This window comes from Burkholderia arboris (assembly GCF_038723655.1).
Lineage (GTDB): Bacteria > Pseudomonadota > Gammaproteobacteria > Burkholderiales > Burkholderiaceae > Burkholderia > Burkholderia arboris.
Window position 1 is genome coordinate 1,525,580 of sequence record NZ_CP109822.1, and the last position, 14,330, is coordinate 1,539,909.

12 protein-coding genes are annotated in these 14,330 nt (G+C 68.0%); 4 read left to right on the forward strand and 8 right to left on the reverse strand.

Annotated elements, in window-relative coordinates; genetic code table 11:
* The first annotated feature begins 454 nt into the window (after positions 1-454).
* Positions 455-2,755: an Orn/Lys/Arg decarboxylase N-terminal domain-containing protein gene (locus OHZ10_RS24205; RefSeq protein WP_059237193.1), complete on the forward strand. Its 2,301-nt coding sequence runs from the start codon at positions 455-457 to the stop codon at positions 2,753-2,755.
* Positions 2,756-2,817: 62 nt separating this feature from the next.
* A complete protein-coding gene (potE, locus tag OHZ10_RS24210; protein WP_059237192.1) occupies positions 2,818-4,203 on the forward strand; it encodes a putrescine-ornithine antiporter in 1,386 nt (461 codons plus the stop codon).
* 26 nt (positions 4,204-4,229) lie between these two features.
* Here potE and OHZ10_RS24215 read toward each other — a convergent pair whose 3' ends face one another.
* Entirely contained in the window at positions 4,230-5,138 is a 909-nt protein-coding gene (locus OHZ10_RS24215) for a LysR family transcriptional regulator (RefSeq protein WP_342705918.1), read from the reverse strand.
* A gap of 234 nt (positions 5,139-5,372) precedes the next feature.
* Between OHZ10_RS24215 and OHZ10_RS24220 the strand changes: the two genes are divergently transcribed.
* Positions 5,373-5,957, forward strand: coding sequence for a putative glycolipid-binding domain-containing protein (locus OHZ10_RS24220; protein WP_342705919.1), 585 nt, complete (start codon positions 5,373-5,375; stop codon positions 5,955-5,957).
* A gap of 4 nt (positions 5,958-5,961) precedes the next feature.
* On the opposite strand, the gene OHZ10_RS24225 is transcribed toward OHZ10_RS24220, so the two are convergent.
* Both OHZ10_RS24225 and OHZ10_RS24230 read right to left on the reverse strand, forming a co-directional pair.
* Entirely contained in the window at positions 5,962-6,954 is a 993-nt protein-coding gene (locus OHZ10_RS24225) for a sulfonate ABC transporter substrate-binding protein (RefSeq protein WP_059237189.1), read from the reverse strand.
* 174 nt (positions 6,955-7,128) lie between these two features.
* A complete protein-coding gene (locus tag OHZ10_RS24230) occupies positions 7,129-7,536 on the reverse strand; it encodes a DUF427 domain-containing protein (RefSeq protein ID WP_059237188.1) in 408 nt (135 codons plus the stop codon).
* Between the two features lie 299 nt (positions 7,537-7,835).
* On the opposite strand from OHZ10_RS24230, the gene OHZ10_RS24235 reads away from it, so the two are divergent.
* Positions 7,836-9,497: an ABC transporter substrate-binding protein gene (locus OHZ10_RS24235; protein ID WP_059237187.1), complete on the forward strand. Its 1,662-nt coding sequence runs from the start codon at positions 7,836-7,838 to the stop codon at positions 9,495-9,497.
* 45 nt (positions 9,498-9,542) lie between these two features.
* On the opposite strand, the gene OHZ10_RS24240 is transcribed toward OHZ10_RS24235, so the two are convergent.
* The 5 genes from OHZ10_RS24240 to OHZ10_RS24260 form a co-directional block, all read right to left on the reverse strand.
* The gene (locus OHZ10_RS24240; protein WP_342705920.1) at positions 9,543-10,490 is read right to left on the reverse strand and encodes a TauD/TfdA dioxygenase family protein; all 948 of its coding nucleotides are present in this window, start codon (positions 10,488-10,490) and stop codon (positions 9,543-9,545) included.
* Positions 10,491-10,640: 150 nt separating this feature from the next.
* A complete protein-coding gene (locus tag OHZ10_RS24245) occupies positions 10,641-11,594 on the reverse strand; it encodes a TauD/TfdA family dioxygenase (protein ID WP_342705921.1) in 954 nt (317 codons plus the stop codon).
* A gap of 147 nt (positions 11,595-11,741) precedes the next feature.
* Positions 11,742-12,587 (reverse strand): ABC transporter ATP-binding protein, encoded by an 846-nt coding sequence (locus OHZ10_RS24250; RefSeq protein ID WP_342705922.1) that lies wholly within the window; start codon positions 12,585-12,587, stop codon positions 11,742-11,744.
* 40 nt (positions 12,588-12,627) lie between these two features.
* On the reverse strand, positions 12,628-13,443 hold the full coding sequence (locus OHZ10_RS24255; protein ID WP_174992697.1) for an ABC transporter permease: 816 nt from the start codon (positions 13,441-13,443) through the stop codon (positions 12,628-12,630).
* 35 nt (positions 13,444-13,478) lie between these two features.
* Positions 13,479-14,321: an ABC transporter permease gene (locus OHZ10_RS24260; protein ID WP_174992696.1), complete on the reverse strand. Its 843-nt coding sequence runs from the start codon at positions 14,319-14,321 to the stop codon at positions 13,479-13,481.
* Positions 14,322-14,330 lie beyond the last annotated feature (9 nt).

A 14,330-nucleotide genomic window follows, 5' to 3' on the forward strand; every position in this document is an offset into this window, starting at 1 on the left:
TCGTCCTGATCCGACATGCGCCGCAGCCGATTGAAACGCTCCCGCGAATGCTGAATGCCGAATGCGCGCGGCTCGATATAGCCTTGCGCGGTGCGGCACAGCCGCGATCGGACCATGCCCGGCGCAGCCGATCGTAGCAACAATAGGCCGCGAATTCAATCGACCGGAATCGATAATGTCATTGAAGGATGAGAATGATCAAATAATCGGGAATTGACATGCTGCGGTGCACATAAAAATGATCCAATTATGAAATCCGATTTGAAAGGCGCCGATGGTTTCAACGAATCGTCAGCTTTTCATCGAAAAGCATCTATGGCATAGTCGGCTCCGAATTGGATGGCGAATCAAGCCGGAATTGCGAGCGTCTCATGCCGCTGCCCGTGACCTGCTGTCCGCGTGCTCGTGAGACGAACAATACCAATCGAAGCAACGCAACAGCGAGGGCAACAACATGAATACTTCTGTCGGTGGCATTCGTCGTCTCGGCATGCGTGCACTGCTGGTCGACGATGAAATCACGCAGGAAACCGCCACCGGGCGCGCGGTCCGCACGCTGAGTGCGGAGCTCGTGCAGCGCGGTATCGACGTGCTCACGGCGACGTCCGCCGACGATGCAATCGTGCTGATCCGCTCCGACCCGTCGATCCAGTGCGTGCTGCTCGACTGGGATCTCGGCGTGGACGGTCACGGGCCGTCCGAGGCCGTGGTCGATGCGATCCGGCATCGCAACGCGAACGTGCCGATCTTCCTGCTGGCCGACCGCAGCGTCGCGTCGACGGTGCCGTCGGCGGTGATGGGCAAGGTCGACGATTTCGTGTGGCTGCTCGAAGATACCGCCGACTTCATCGGCGGGCGCATCCACGCGGCGATCGAGCGCTATCGCTCGACCGTGCTGCCGCCGATGTTCGGCGCGCTCGCGAAGTTCTCCCGCGTCTACGAATACTCGTGGCATACGCCCGGCCACACGGGCGGCACCGGCTTCCTGAAATCGCCGGTCGGCCGCGCATTCTTCGAATACTTCGGCGAAGCGCTGTTCCGCTCGGACCTGTCGATCTCGGTCGGCGAACTCGGCTCGCTGCTCGACCACTCGGGCCCGATCGGCGAAAGCGAACGCTATGCGGCGCGCGTGTTCGGCGCGCATCGCACGTATCACGTGACGAACGGCTCGTCGACGTCGAACCGCATCATCCTGATGGCGAGCGTGAGCCGCGACCAGATCGCGCTGTGCGACCGCAACTGTCACAAGTCGGCCGAACATGCGATGACGATGTCGGGTGCGATTCCGACCTACCTCGTGCCGACGCGCAACCGCTACGGGATCATCGGGCCGATCGCCTCAGAGCGCCTCACGCAGACGGCGATTCGCGAGGCGATCTCGTCGAATCCGCTCGCGGCCGGGCTGGCCGATCGCCAGCCGAAGCACGCGATCATCACGAACTCGACGTACGACGGCCTTTGCTACAACGTCACGCGCGTGGAAGAACTGCTCGGCGCGAGCGTCGATCGCCTGCACTTCGACGAAGCGTGGTATGGCTACGCGCGTTTCAACCCGATCTACCGCGACCGCCATGCGATGCACGGCGACCCGCGCGACCATCGCGCGGACCGCCCCACGGTGTTCGCGACGCAGTCGACGCACAAGCTGCTGACCGCGCTGTCGCAGGCGTCGTACATCCACGTGCGCGACGGCCGCAGCCCGATTCCGCATGCCCAGTTCAACGAAACGTTCATGATGCATGCATCGACGTCGCCGAACTACGCGATCATCGCGTCGAACGACGTGGCCGCGGCGATGATGGACGGCCCCGGCGGCGCCGCGCTGACACACGAGTCGATCGAAGAGGCCGTCGCGTTCCGCCAGATGATCGCGCGGATGAACGGCGAATTCGGCGCGAAGGGCGACTGGTTCTTCGAATGCTGGCAGCCCGACACCGTGCTCGAGGCGCGCACGGGCCGCACGCTGCCGTTCCACGATGCGCCGCCCGAGCTGCTCGCGAGCGACCCGGCGTGCTGGGTGCTGCGCCCCGGCGCGCAATGGCACGGCTTCGGCAACATCGAGGACGGCTACTGCATGCTCGACCCGATCAAGGTGTCGATCGTCACGCCGGGCGTCGCACCGGCCGGCGGCCTGATGCCGGTCGGCATCCCGGCGAGCGTCGTCACCGCGTATCTCGACGCGCGCGGGATCGTCGTCGAGAAGACGACCGATTTCACGATCCTGTTCCTGTTCTCGATCGGCATCACGAAGGGCAAGTGGGGCTCGCTCGTCAGCGCGCTGTGCGACTTCAAGCGCGACTACGACGCGAACCTGCCGCTCGACATGGCGATTCCGTCGCTCGCGAAGGAGCATGGCTCGCGCTATGCGGGCATGGGGCTGAAGGACCTGGCCGACACGATGTTCGCGGCGATGGAGCAGCTCGGCACGACGCGGCTGATGTCGGAGGCGTTCTCGATCCTGCCGACGCCGGAGATGAGCCCGGTGCGCGCGTACGAGCATCTCGTGCAGGGCCGCGTCGAGCAGGTCGCGCTCGACGAGCTGGCCGGGCGCACGGTCGCCACCGGCGTCGTGCCGTATCCGCCGGGCATTCCGCTCTTGATGCCGGGCGAGAACGCGGGGCCGGCCGGCGGCCCGGTGCTCGGCTACCTGAAGGCGCTCGAAGCATACGACCGGCGCTTTCCGGGCTTTGCGCACGACACGCACGGCGTGGAAGTCGAGGACGGCACGTACCGCGTGTACTGCCTGACGGCGTGAGCGTCTGAGCGGACGAACGAGCGAATGGCCGCCTGGCGGCCTCACATCGAAGGATCGACACCATGGAAAACGCAGCGCGCATGACCGACGCGGCCCCGGCGGCCGCGCCGAAGAACCGGATGAACGTCTGGCAGCTGACCATCCTCACGGCGGTCAACATGATGGGCTCCGGCATCATCCTGCTGCCGTCGAAGCTCGCACAGGTCGGCACGATCTCGTTGCTGTCGTGGATCGTCACGGCCGGCGGCTCGCTCGCGCTGGCCTATGCGTTCGCGCGCTGCGGGATGCTGAGCCGCAAGCCGGGCGGGATGGGCGGCTACGCGGAATACGCGTTCGGCAAGGCCGGCAACTACATGGCGAACTATACGTACGGGCTGTCGCTCGTGATCGCCAACGTTGCGATCGGCGTCACGGCGGTCGGCTACGGCACCGTGCTGTTCGACGCGACGCTGTCGCCGCTGCAGACGGGCCTGTGGACGATCTTCCTGCTCGTGCTGACGACGGTCGCGAACTTCGGCGGCTCGCGCATCACCGGCCGGATCGGTGCGGTGACGGTGTGGGGCGTGATCATCCCGGTCGTCGTGGTGTCGCTGATCGGCTGGTTCTGGTTCAGCGGCGCCACCTGGGGCGCCGCATGGAACCCGAACAACATGCCGTTCGGGCCGGCCGTCGGCGGCTCGATCGCGGTGACGCTGTGGGCGTTCCTCGGCCTCGAATCGGCGTGCGCGAACTCGGACGCCGTCGAAAATCCGGAGCGCAACGTGCCGATCGCCGTGCTCGGCGGCACGATCGCATCGGCGATCTTCTATATCGTGTCGACCAACGTGATCGCGGGCATCGTGCCCAACGCGATCCTCGCGAAGTCGAACGCGCCGTTCGGCATCGCATTCGCGACGATGTTCACGCCGACCGTCGGCACGATCGTCACCGCGCTGATGGTGATCGCGTGCATCGGCTCGCTGCTCGGCTGGCAGTTCACGGTCGCGCAGGTGTTCAAGAGCTCGGCGGACGTCGGCTACTTCCTGCCCGTGTTCGCCCGTGCGACGCGCACGGGTACGCCGATCGTCGGCATGGTGATCCTGCTGGTCGCGCAGGTTGCGCTGGCGCTGATGACGATCAGCCCGGAACTGAGCAGCCAGTTCCAGAAGATCGTCGATCTCGCGGTCGTCACCAACCTCGTGCCTTACGTGATGTCGATGGCCGCGCTGATCACGATCCAGAAGGTTGCGAAGGTGCCGCCCGGCAAGGCGCTGGTGACGAACGTGATCGCGATGGTCGCCACCGCGTACAGCTTCTATGCGCTGTTCAGCTCGGGCGAGCAGGCGCTGATGCTCGGCGGCCTGTGCGTGTTCCTGGGCTGGACGCTGTTCGGCTTCGTCAGCGCACGCTTCTACCAGATGGAAGTCGACGCGCACGTCAAGGAGCCCGGCAAGTCGCTGCAGGCGTGACGGCGGCGGCCGGTGGCCGGTGACGGCTACGGGCGGCGCTTCGCCAGCAGCGGCGGGAGTGCCTGCTTCAGCAGGTCGACGACGGTCCGCACGCGCGGCGGCAGCGGCCGCTGCGCGTGCACCAGCACATTCAACGCGAAGTCGGGGACGTCGTACTGCGGCAGGATCCGGATGAGCTGGCCACGCGCGAGCGCGTCGGCGCAAGCCGGTTGCTGGACCACGCCGATGCCGCCGCCTGCCGCGATCGTGTCGAACATCGGGCGCCAGTGGCTCGTGGTCATGATCGTCCGGATCCGTGCGTATTCGACCGCGCTGCCGTCACGTTGCAGCGGCACCTGTTCGCTCGCGAATACGCCTTTCACGCGGATGAACGGATGGTTCGCGAGATCGGCCTTCGTTTCGATCGGGCCGTGCCGGTCCAGATACGACGGTGCGGCGACGAGCACACGGCCGACCGCGCCGAGCGCGTACGCGACGAACCCGCCGTCGCCGAGCTGGCCGACGCGGATCGAAATGTCGACGCCTTCGGTGACCGGATCGACGATATCGTCGTTCAGCACCAGGTCGATATGCAGTTTCGGATACGCGGTGCGGATCTGCATCAGCACCCCCGGCATCACGGCCTCGCCGAAGCATTGCGGTGCCGCGAGCCGGATCGTGCCGTCGAGCGCGTTTTCCGTCTTCGATACCGATGCGACCGCCATTTCGGCCGCCTCGAGCAGCGCCTTGCTGCGTTCGTAGAAGAGGCGGCCTTCCTCGGTGCAGGCGAGGGTGCGCGCACTGCGCATCAGCAGCCGCGTGCCGAGATGCTTTTCGAGTTTCTCGATGCGTTCGCTGACGGCCGGTTGACCCATGTCGAGATCCCGCGCCGCGCCTGACATCGTTCCGCGCTCCACGACCCTGACGTAGATGCGCATCGCCGCCAACAAATCCATGAGATCGCGCCTTGTGTCGTCCGGTTCGATTTTTGCCGATCGACCGATGGTACCAAAGCAGCGGCGGCGCGACGGTGTGTGCCGGACCGATACTCACTATCGGCCGGCGCGCGACCGGCGCCGGCGCGGGGGCGGGCGGCCGCGAAGCGGCGCCCGTCGCCGAAGCCGCGTGCGTTCGTCGGCATCGTGAGCGAAAATCGGCTTCCTTCCGCGCGACCGACAGGAGCCCACGAGATGACGCAACGGAACGAAGCCACACGCACGCACTGCGTCGCATGGCAGATCGTGCAGACGTGGCAGGCCGCCGAATGGTGCCGGCTCGTCGAATCGCCAGCGGGCATCGACCTGTCGGGTTCGGTGTCGGGCGCGATCGACGGCACGCCGTTTCGCATCGACTACGCGATCGCGTGCGGCATCGACTGGCTCACGCGCGCGGCGCGCGTGACACGGTGGAGCGGCACGGCGCCGCCACGGCAGATGGATATCGCCTGCGAGGCCGGGCAATGGACGATCGGCGGCGTCGATGCACTGGCGCTCGCGGGCGCAACCGACATCGATCTCGGCTTCAGCCCGTCGACCAATACGCTGCCGATCCGGCGGCTGGCGCTTGCCGTCGGCGAATCGGCCGCGATTCGCACCGCGTGGCTGCGTTTTCCGGATTTCGACCTCGTGCGCGGCGAACAGCGCTATACGCATACGGCGCCCCGCATGTATCGCTACGAGAGCGGCACGTATGCGGCGGATCTCGGGATCGACGACGCGGGCCTCGTCACCGACTACGACGAATGGCGGCGCATCGGCGCGACGCCTGCGTCGTGACGCATCAGCGCGCGCTGGCCACCGACAGCTTGCCCGGAATCAGCTTCAGCGCACTGAACGCGTCGGCGATGTTCTGCTGATACGCGACCGTCGCATCGGTGACGGGCTGCACGCCGTAGCCGGCGCGCTTGAGCGCGACTTCGAGCGTCGGCGCGTCGAGGCCGACGAGCGGCGACAGTTGCGCGGCGACCTCGGGAACGTGATCGCGCGCCCAGCGATCGACCGCGTCGACTTCATCGAGCAGGGCGCGCAACACCTGGGGATGTGCGGCCGCGTACTTGCGCGCCGCGAGGTAGTACTGCGTGTTGCGCACGAGCCCGTCGCCGTTTGCGACCACGCGCGCGCCGAGCTGCCGCTCGGCGGCGGCCAGGTACGGATCCCAGATCACCCACGCATCGACGCTGCGCTGCACGAATGCGGCGCGCGCGTCGGCGGGCGTCAGGTAGATCGGCTGGATGTCGGCATACGTGAGGCCCGCATGCTCGAGTGCCTTCACCAGCAGGTAGTGGACATTCGAGCCCTTGTTGAACGCGACCTTCTTGCCGCGCAGTTGCGCGAGGGTGCGGATCGGCGAATCGGGCAGCACGACGATCGCCTCGCCCTGCGGCGCGGGCGGCTCGTTGCCGATGTAGACGAAATCGACGCCGGCTGCCTGCGCGAAGATCGGCGGCGTTTCGCCGACCGTGCCGACGTCGATCGCGCCGGCGTTCAGCCCTTCGAGCAGTTGCGGGCCGGCCGGGAATTCGAGCCATTGCACGGTGACACCCTGGCTCGCGAGACGCTTCTCGAGCGTGCCGCGTGCCTTGAGCACCACGAAGTTGCCGTATTTCTGGAAGCCGATGCGCAGCCGCGTGCCGCCGTCGTCGGCCCGGGCGGGCAGGGCCGCGAGCGGCCCGAGCGCGAGCCCGGCCAGCCCGGCGGCCGCGCCGTGCAGCCACTGGCGGCGGCGCGGGTTCGCCGGGGTCGTTTCAACGTCTGCGTGCGGTGTGTCGTTCATCGGAGCGTCCTGCGAGCGGGTTCTCGGGCCGCGCACGAAGGCGGCGCGGCCGGCGCAGGACCGGGCCGGATGCGGGCGAGGCACGCAACGGGCCGGCCCGCGCCGGATTCAGGACGATACGGCGGCGCCGCCCGGCGGCCAACCAACGAATGCGTATATGCAAATCAGCGCTGCTCAATCCGCGCCGGCGGCGCTTTCCTCGATCGAGTCGACGCGATCGGGATAGAACGCGAGGTGTCCGCGAATCGCCTCGACGGCCGGATACGGATGCTCGTAGGTCCATACCGCGTTGACCGCACGTGCGCCGCCGGCGGGAATCGAGTAGTACGCGCAATCGCCCTTGTACGGGCAGTAGGTCGCATGGTCGGTGCGTTGCAGCAGCGCCATGTCGGCGTCTTCGCGCGGCAGGTAGAGCACGGCCGGATAGCTGGCTTCGCGCAGTGCCAGCGCGCGGCGCGTATCGGCGACGACCTTGCCGGCCACCTTGACCACCACGCGTGACGGATGCGGCTCGACCGTGATCGGATGGTCGGGGCCCGGCGACTTCACGGGGCGAGCGGACGTATCGGGGCTGTTCGACATCGTGGGTTCTCCAGGAATCGGCGGCGCAGCCGTGCCGGGTGGATCCCGGCGTGCCGGTGCCGTTGTTTGCCAGCCGATACGATGCACCCATTCCGGAGAATCTGCAGGGGGCCGGAAGGCCGTGGCGCGAACGGCCACCGGGCCGTCGTCCGGCGCTTGCGTGGACGTTCCCGCGCACGGGCAGCGGGATGCAGCCGTGTCGATAAGCAACGCCGAATTAATTGGTAAGCGATCGGCGCGAGGCGCGCGAAGATCGTCCGTCGTCATTCGCATGACAGCCTTTCCTTCCCTCTGCCATCATGAAGAATCCTTTCGTTTCGTCAGCCGCGCGCCGGGTGCGCGGCGTATCGCATGCCGCGGTCGCGCTCCGCTGCATCGCCGCGTCGTTGCTGCTCGCGGGCGCAGCGACTCACGCGTTCGCCGCGCCCGCGGGCAAGACGCTCGTGTACTGCACCGAAGGCAGCCCGGCCGGCTTCGATCCCGGCCAGCACACGACGAGCACCGATTTCGACGCGAGCACGTACACGATCTACAACGGGCTCGTGCAGTTCAAGCGCGGCACGCTCGATCTCGAACCGTCGCTGGCGACGAGCTGGGACGTGTCGCCCGACCAGCGCACGATCACGTTCCACCTGCGGCGCGGCGTGAAATTCCAGACGACCGCATGGTTCAAGCCGACGCGGCCGTTCCAGGCCGACGACGTCGTGTTCACGTTCCGCCGCATGCTCGATCCCGACGATCCGTTTCGCAAGGCCTACCCGGTCGTCTTTCCGTACTTCAGCGATCTCGGTTTCGACCGCAACGTCGAGCGCATCGAGAAGGTTGACGACTACACGGTGCGCTTCGTGCTGAAGACGCCCGACGTCGTGTTCGTACGCAATCTTGCGATGGCGTTCGCATCGGTGCTGTCGGCCGAATATGCGGCGCAGCTTGCCGCGCGCCATCGCGAGTCCGACATCAACCAGTTCCCGGTCGGCACGGGGCCGTTCCTGTTGCGTACGTACCAGAAGGATGCGTTGATCCGCTACGAAGCGAACCCCGACTACTGGAAACCGGACGACGTGAAGCTCGCGCGCCTCGTGTTCGCGATCACGCCCGATCCGGCGGCGCGGCTGCAGAAGCTGGTGGCCGGCGAGTGCCAGGTGTCGGTGTTCCCGCGCCCGGCCGATCTCGAGACGGTGCGGCGCGACCCGAAACTGTCGCTGTTCTCGGGAATGGGGTTCAACGTCGGCTTCGTTGCGTACAACACGCAGCATGCGCCGCTCGATCGCGTCGACGTGCGGCGCGCGCTCGACATCGCGATCGACAAGGCGGCGATCGTGAAGACCGTGTTCAACGGCGACGCGAAGATCGCGACGAACCCGATGCCGCCCGCGCAATGGTCGTACAACCCGCGCCTGAAGGATGCGCCGCGCGACCCGGCCGCCGCGAAGGCGCTGCTCGCGCAGGCCGGCTTCCCGAACGGTTTCGACCTGACGCTGTGGGCGATGCCGGTTCAGCGCCCGTACAACCCGAATGCGCAGCTGATGGCGCAACTGATCCAGCAGGACTGGGCGAAGATCGGCGTGCGCGCGAAGATCGTCAGCTACGAATGGGGCGAATACAACCGCCGCGCGAAGCACGACGGCCAGCACGACGCGATCCTGTACGGCTGGTCGGGCGACAACGGCGACCCCGACAACTGGCTCGGCACGCTGCTCGGCTGCGACGCGGTGCACGGCAGCAACCTCGCGAAGTGGTGCAATCAGGATTTCGAACGACTCGTCGGCGCGGCGCGCTCGAACGCGGATGTCGCGAAACGCACGTCGCTGTACGAGCAGGCGCAGGTGGTGTTCAAGGACCAGGTGCCGTTCACGCCGATCGCGACGTCGATCGTGTCGCTGCCGATTTCCAAGCGGGTCCACGGGCTGACGTTTTCGCCGCTCGGCGGGCACCGGTTCGACGGCGTGTGGCTCGATTGACGGAGAAGGGGCCGGCGCGCCCGGGCGCGCCGGTGCCGATGGCGATCAGTTGAGCGCGACGGCCGCCGCCGCTTCGACCGGCGAGCCTTCGAGCGCGACCGACGGCCGGCCGTCGGGGCCGACCGGCACGTCGCCGGTCAGCGTCGTGCGGTACAGCTGGCGGTCGAAGTCGAGATCGAAGATGTCGACGGGCGCGAGATGCGCGGTCGCCCGGTTGTCCCAGAACGCGATGCTGCGCGGTTCCCACTTGAAGCGGATCGTGAATTCCGGCCGCGTCACGTGTTCCCACAGCAGTTCGAGCAACGCCTGGCTTTCGCGCGGCGCGAGCCCGACGATCGACTTCAGGAAGCTCGGGCTCACATACAGCGCACGTTCGCCGGTCTCCGGATGCACGCGCACGAGCGGATGCTCGGTCACGAGCGGGCGGCGTTCGACGGCCTCGTCGAACGCGCCGGTGGCGCGCGCACCGGCCGGCGGCGTGAAGCGGTGAATGCCGCGCAAGCCGTCGACGAAGCCGCGCAGCGGCGCGGACAGCGTTTCGTAGGCGCGCACGAGGTTGGTCCAGTGCGTGTCGCCGCCGTAGGGCGGGATCGTTACGCCGCGCAGGATCGACGCCCACGGCGGATTGACGGCTGCCGTCACGTCGGTGTGCCAGCCCGTCCACGGCCGGCGCACCGGTTCGCCTTCGAAGCGCGTCGCCTTGCGAAGTTTCGCGATCGAATAGACGGCAGGGTGACCGTCGACGTGCCCGAACACCGGGTGGCCGACCGTCGGTTCGCCGAACTGCGCGGAGAACGCGACATGCTGCTCGTGCGTGAGGAATTGCTCGCGGAAGAAGATGACGCGCCATGTCAGCAGCGCGGCGCGGATCGCCGCGATCTGCGGCGTGGTCAACGGTTGCGTGAGGTCGACACCGCGGATTTCCGCGCCGATATGGGCGGACAGCGGGATCACGTCGACCGGCTGGGCGGCGGGTTCGAGTAGGGCGCTCATGCGACGCTCCTGGCGGAAGTGGGCGGGATGGATGGCCGACATCGTTGCGCGTGCAAGCGTTGGGCCGGGGGCGGAAGGTTCATGGTCGGGTGTCCTGCAGGGAATCGCGCGGCGGCGCGCGGCAACGGGCGCCGCCGCGATCGGTGGGCGTTACTGCAGCGTCGCGCCCGGGCCCTTCAGCACGACGCTCTGGCGGCCGTCGATGCCGACCGGCACGTCGCCGTGCACGGTCGCGCGGCGCACGACGCGGCGCGCATCGCCGTAGTCGTTGATCGCGTAGTGCTGCGTCGCGCGGTTGTCCCAGATCGCGACGTCGCCTTCCTGCCAGTTCCAGCGCACGGTGTTCTCGAGGCGCGTCACATGCTCGTGGAACACCTGCAGCAGGTGTGCGGAATCCTGCGACGACAACCCCTTGAGCCGCTGCACGAAGTGTCCGAGCAAGAGCGTGCGCTCGCCGGTTTCAGGATGCACGCGCACGACCGGGTGCTCGGTTTCGTAGACGGTCGACGTGAACACTTCGCGATAGCGCTTCAGTTGCGTGTCGTCGGCATGCACGTGCGTCGACGCGTAGTCGTATGCGTTGGTGTGCAGCGCCCACAGCGTGTCGGCGAGCGCACGCAGCGGGTCGGGAAGGTGCGTGTACGCGGCGGCCGTGTTGGCCCAGACGGTATCGCCGCCGAACGGCGGAATCACGACTGCGCGCAGGATCGAGATCTTCGGGTACGCATCGACGAAGGTCACGTCGGTGTGCCACGAATTGGCGCGGGCGCCGTGCGCGGAATCGAGTTCGAGCAGGTGCGTGCTGCCGTCGACGGACGGCACGGTCGGGTGCGCGACCGTCTTGCCGAAGCGGCGTGCGAAGGCTTCCTGCGCGGTGTCGTCGAGATGCTGCTGGCCACGGAAGAACAGCACCTTGTGGCGCAGCAGTGCGGCCTGGATCGCGTCGAACGTCGCGTCGTCGAGCGCGGCCGACAGACGCACGCCGGCGATCTCGGCGCCGATCCGGCCGGCGACCTGGCGAAGCTGAAGCGGGACGGCGGCCGCACGCGGCGCGGCGTGCGAAGCATGCGAAGACGGGTGAGCGGCGTGCTGGACTTCGGACATCGGGAGTCTCCTGGAGTCGGGTCGGTCGAATCTCCATTCAAGCAGGGACCGTGCGGAACCGGAACCGATGAATCTTCACAACCTTAGCGTGCGCGCTGCGATGAACGATATGTGTCGTGGTGCTGAACGACGCGGCCCATCGCGCGCCTACCAGGCGAGCCGCCATTCTCCGATCCGGTGCGGGCGCGGCGTGTCGATGCGCTTGCCGCCCGTGCCGTCGTCGCGCGGCGGTTCGCTGTCGCCGAAATCGGCGAGCACCGTGTTGCGCAATCGCGCGAATTCAGGCGAATCGCGCCGGCGCGGCCGCGGCAGCGCGACGTCGACGATACGCTCGATGCGGCCCGGGCGCGGCGCCATCGTGACGACGCGGTCGCCGAGATAGACGGCTTCGTCGACATCGTGCGTGACGAGCATCATCGTGATGCGCTCCCGTTCCCAGATGCGCAGCAGTTCGTTCTGCATCCGAGTACGCGTCTGCGCGTCGAGCGCGCCGAACGGTTCGTCGAGCAGCAGCACGCGCGGGCGGTTCACGAGGCCGCGCGCGATGGCGACGCGTTGCGCCATCCCGCCCGACAACTGGTTCGGAAAGGCGTGCTCGAAGCCGTTCAGCCCGACGAGCGCGATGTGATCCGCGATCGCGCGGCGTTTCGCGGCGGCGTCCAGCGGCGCGTTGCGCAGCGCGGCGCCGATGTTCTGCTCGACGGTCAGCCACGGGAACAGCCGATGATCCTGGAATACGATGCCGCGTTGCAGCGATGTGTCGCGCACGCGCTCGTCGCCGGCGCGGATTTCGCCCGTGTAGTCGGTGTCGAGCCCGGCGACCAGCCGCAGCAGCGTCGACTTGCCGCAGCCGCTGGCGCCGACGATCGTGACGAATTCGCCGGCGCGCACGTGCAGCGATACGTCGTCGAGCACGGCGAGCGCTGCGCCGCGTTGTGCGTAGTGCTTGCTCACATGGAGGATGTCGAGCGAATCGGAGGCGAGGGTCGTCATGGCGGTGCGAAGAGAGGAGCGGCAGGAAAGGAAAGGGCGATCAGCGCGACAGGTCGCCGCGCCGGGCCAGCACCGTGCGCTCGATCGCCCGCGCGATCGCATTCAGTGCCCAGCCGGTCACGCCGACGACGATGATCCCGAACAGCACGAGATCCATCCGGAACTGCTCGCTGCCGTCGATCAACGTGTTGCCGATCCCGCTGCCCGCGACGAGCAGGTATTCGGCGCCGAGCGTCGCGAGCCACGAATAGATCAGGCCGAGATACAGCCCGGTGAAGATCGACGGCAACGCGGCCGGCAGGATCACGTAGCGGACGAGCTGGAGCCGCGAGTAGCGCAGCGCGCGGGCCACGTCGACGTACGCGCGCGGCACCGCGTGAATGCCGTCGCAGGTGTGCGCGGCGACGGGCAGCAGCGCGGCGAGCGACAGGAACACGACCTTGGCGGCGTCGCCGAGGCCGAACCATACGGAAATCAGCGGAATCCACGCGAACAGCGAGATCTGCTTGAACGTGTCGAAGCTCGGGCCGACCGTCCGCGCGGCGACGCGCGACAGCCCGAGCGCGGCGCCGAGCAGCAACCCGCCCGTCGCGCCGATCGCGAAGCCGCACGCTTCGCGTGCGAGCGACGCGGATAGCGCGCGGCCGAGCGCGCCGCTCGTGGCCTGCGCCCATCCGGTGTGCAGCACGTCGGCGGGGCCGACGAGCAGCCCGCTTTTCACGAGGTGTGCGGAAGCGGCGGCCCACCAGAGCGCGAACGCGACGAGCGGCAGCACGAAGCCGCGCCAGTCGGGCGCATGCAGGCGGCGGGCGGCCGTAGTGTCCGGCGTTTCGTCCCGCGTGGCGGAATGTGGCACGGGTGAGTCTCCTTCGATTGGGCGGGCAGGCCGGTTCAGCCGCGAAACGCGGAAGGCACGCCGCGGCGCAGGCGCGCTTCGAGCGCGTCGAGCGCCCGGTTGATCAGCAGGCCGACCGCGCCGACCACGACCACGGCCGCCATCACGAGATCGAGCTGGAACAGCTGCCGCCCGTACACGATCAGGTAGCCGAGCCCTTCGGACGATGCGACGAGCTCGACCACGACCAGCGCGAGCCACGACTTCGTGAAGGCGAGCCGTACACCGGTCGCGAGCGTCGGAATCGCGGCCGGCAGTACGACGTGGACGATGCGTTGCCGGCGCGTGTAGCCGAACACGCGCGCGACTTCGTCGAGGGCGGGCGGCGTCTGGCGAAACCCCTGCAACGTGCTGAGCGTGACGGGGACGAGTGCCGCATGCGCGATCAGCAGGTACTTGAGCGGTTCGCCGACGCCGACGAGCAGCAGCAGGAACGGCAGCCAGCCGAGCACCGGAATCTGCACGAGCGCATTGAAGCTCGGCAGCAGGTAGGCTTCGAGCGTGCGCGACAGGCCGAGTGCGACGCCGATCGAAAAGCCGAGCAGCGTGCCGGCCGCGAAGCCGACGAGCACGCGCTGCAGGCTGATCAGCGTGTGGCGTGCGAGGTCGCCGCTCGTCGCGAGATCGTTCAGCGATTCGACCACGCGCTCGGGCGGCGGGAGGATTTGCGGCGCGATCCAGCCGCGTGCGCTGCCGACGGTCCACAGTGCGAACAGCAGCGCGGGCAGCGCCCACGGCGCGAGTTGCCACGCGAGCCGCCGCACGCCTGCCGCGCGGCGCGGCTGCGCGGCGAGCGCGTGCGGCTCGGACGACGGGACGGGAAACGCGGTGTCGCTCATCGGGGCGGG

Excerpts from the sequence above, each read along its gene's own strand:
- OHZ10_RS24205 (WP_059237193.1), top strand. The coding sequence starts at position 455 with ATGAATACTTCTGTCGGTGGCATTCGTCGTCTCGGCATGCGTGCACTG.
- potE (WP_059237192.1), top strand. The coding sequence starts at position 2,818 with ATGGAAAACGCAGCGCGCATGACCGACGCGGCCCCGGCGGCCGCGCCG.
- OHZ10_RS24215 (WP_342705918.1), bottom strand. The coding sequence starts at position 5,138 with ATGGATTTGTTGGCGGCGATGCGCATCTACGTCAGGGTCGTGGAGCGC.
- OHZ10_RS24220 (WP_342705919.1), top strand. The coding sequence starts at position 5,373 with ATGACGCAACGGAACGAAGCCACACGCACGCACTGCGTCGCATGGCAG.
- OHZ10_RS24225 (WP_059237189.1), bottom strand. The coding sequence starts at position 6,954 with ATGAACGACACACCGCACGCAGACGTTGAAACGACCCCGGCGAACCCG.
- OHZ10_RS24230 (WP_059237188.1), bottom strand. The coding sequence starts at position 7,536 with ATGTCGAACAGCCCCGATACGTCCGCTCGCCCCGTGAAGTCGCCGGGC.
- OHZ10_RS24235 (WP_059237187.1), top strand. The coding sequence starts at position 7,836 with ATGAAGAATCCTTTCGTTTCGTCAGCCGCGCGCCGGGTGCGCGGCGTA.
- OHZ10_RS24240 (WP_342705920.1), bottom strand. The coding sequence starts at position 10,490 with ATGAGCGCCCTACTCGAACCCGCCGCCCAGCCGGTCGACGTGATCCCG.
- OHZ10_RS24245 (WP_342705921.1), bottom strand. The coding sequence starts at position 11,594 with ATGTCCGAAGTCCAGCACGCCGCTCACCCGTCTTCGCATGCTTCGCAC.
- OHZ10_RS24250 (WP_342705922.1), bottom strand. The coding sequence starts at position 12,587 with ATGACGACCCTCGCCTCCGATTCGCTCGACATCCTCCATGTGAGCAAG.
- OHZ10_RS24260 (WP_174992696.1), bottom strand. The coding sequence starts at position 14,321 with ATGAGCGACACCGCGTTTCCCGTCCCGTCGTCCGAGCCGCACGCGCTC.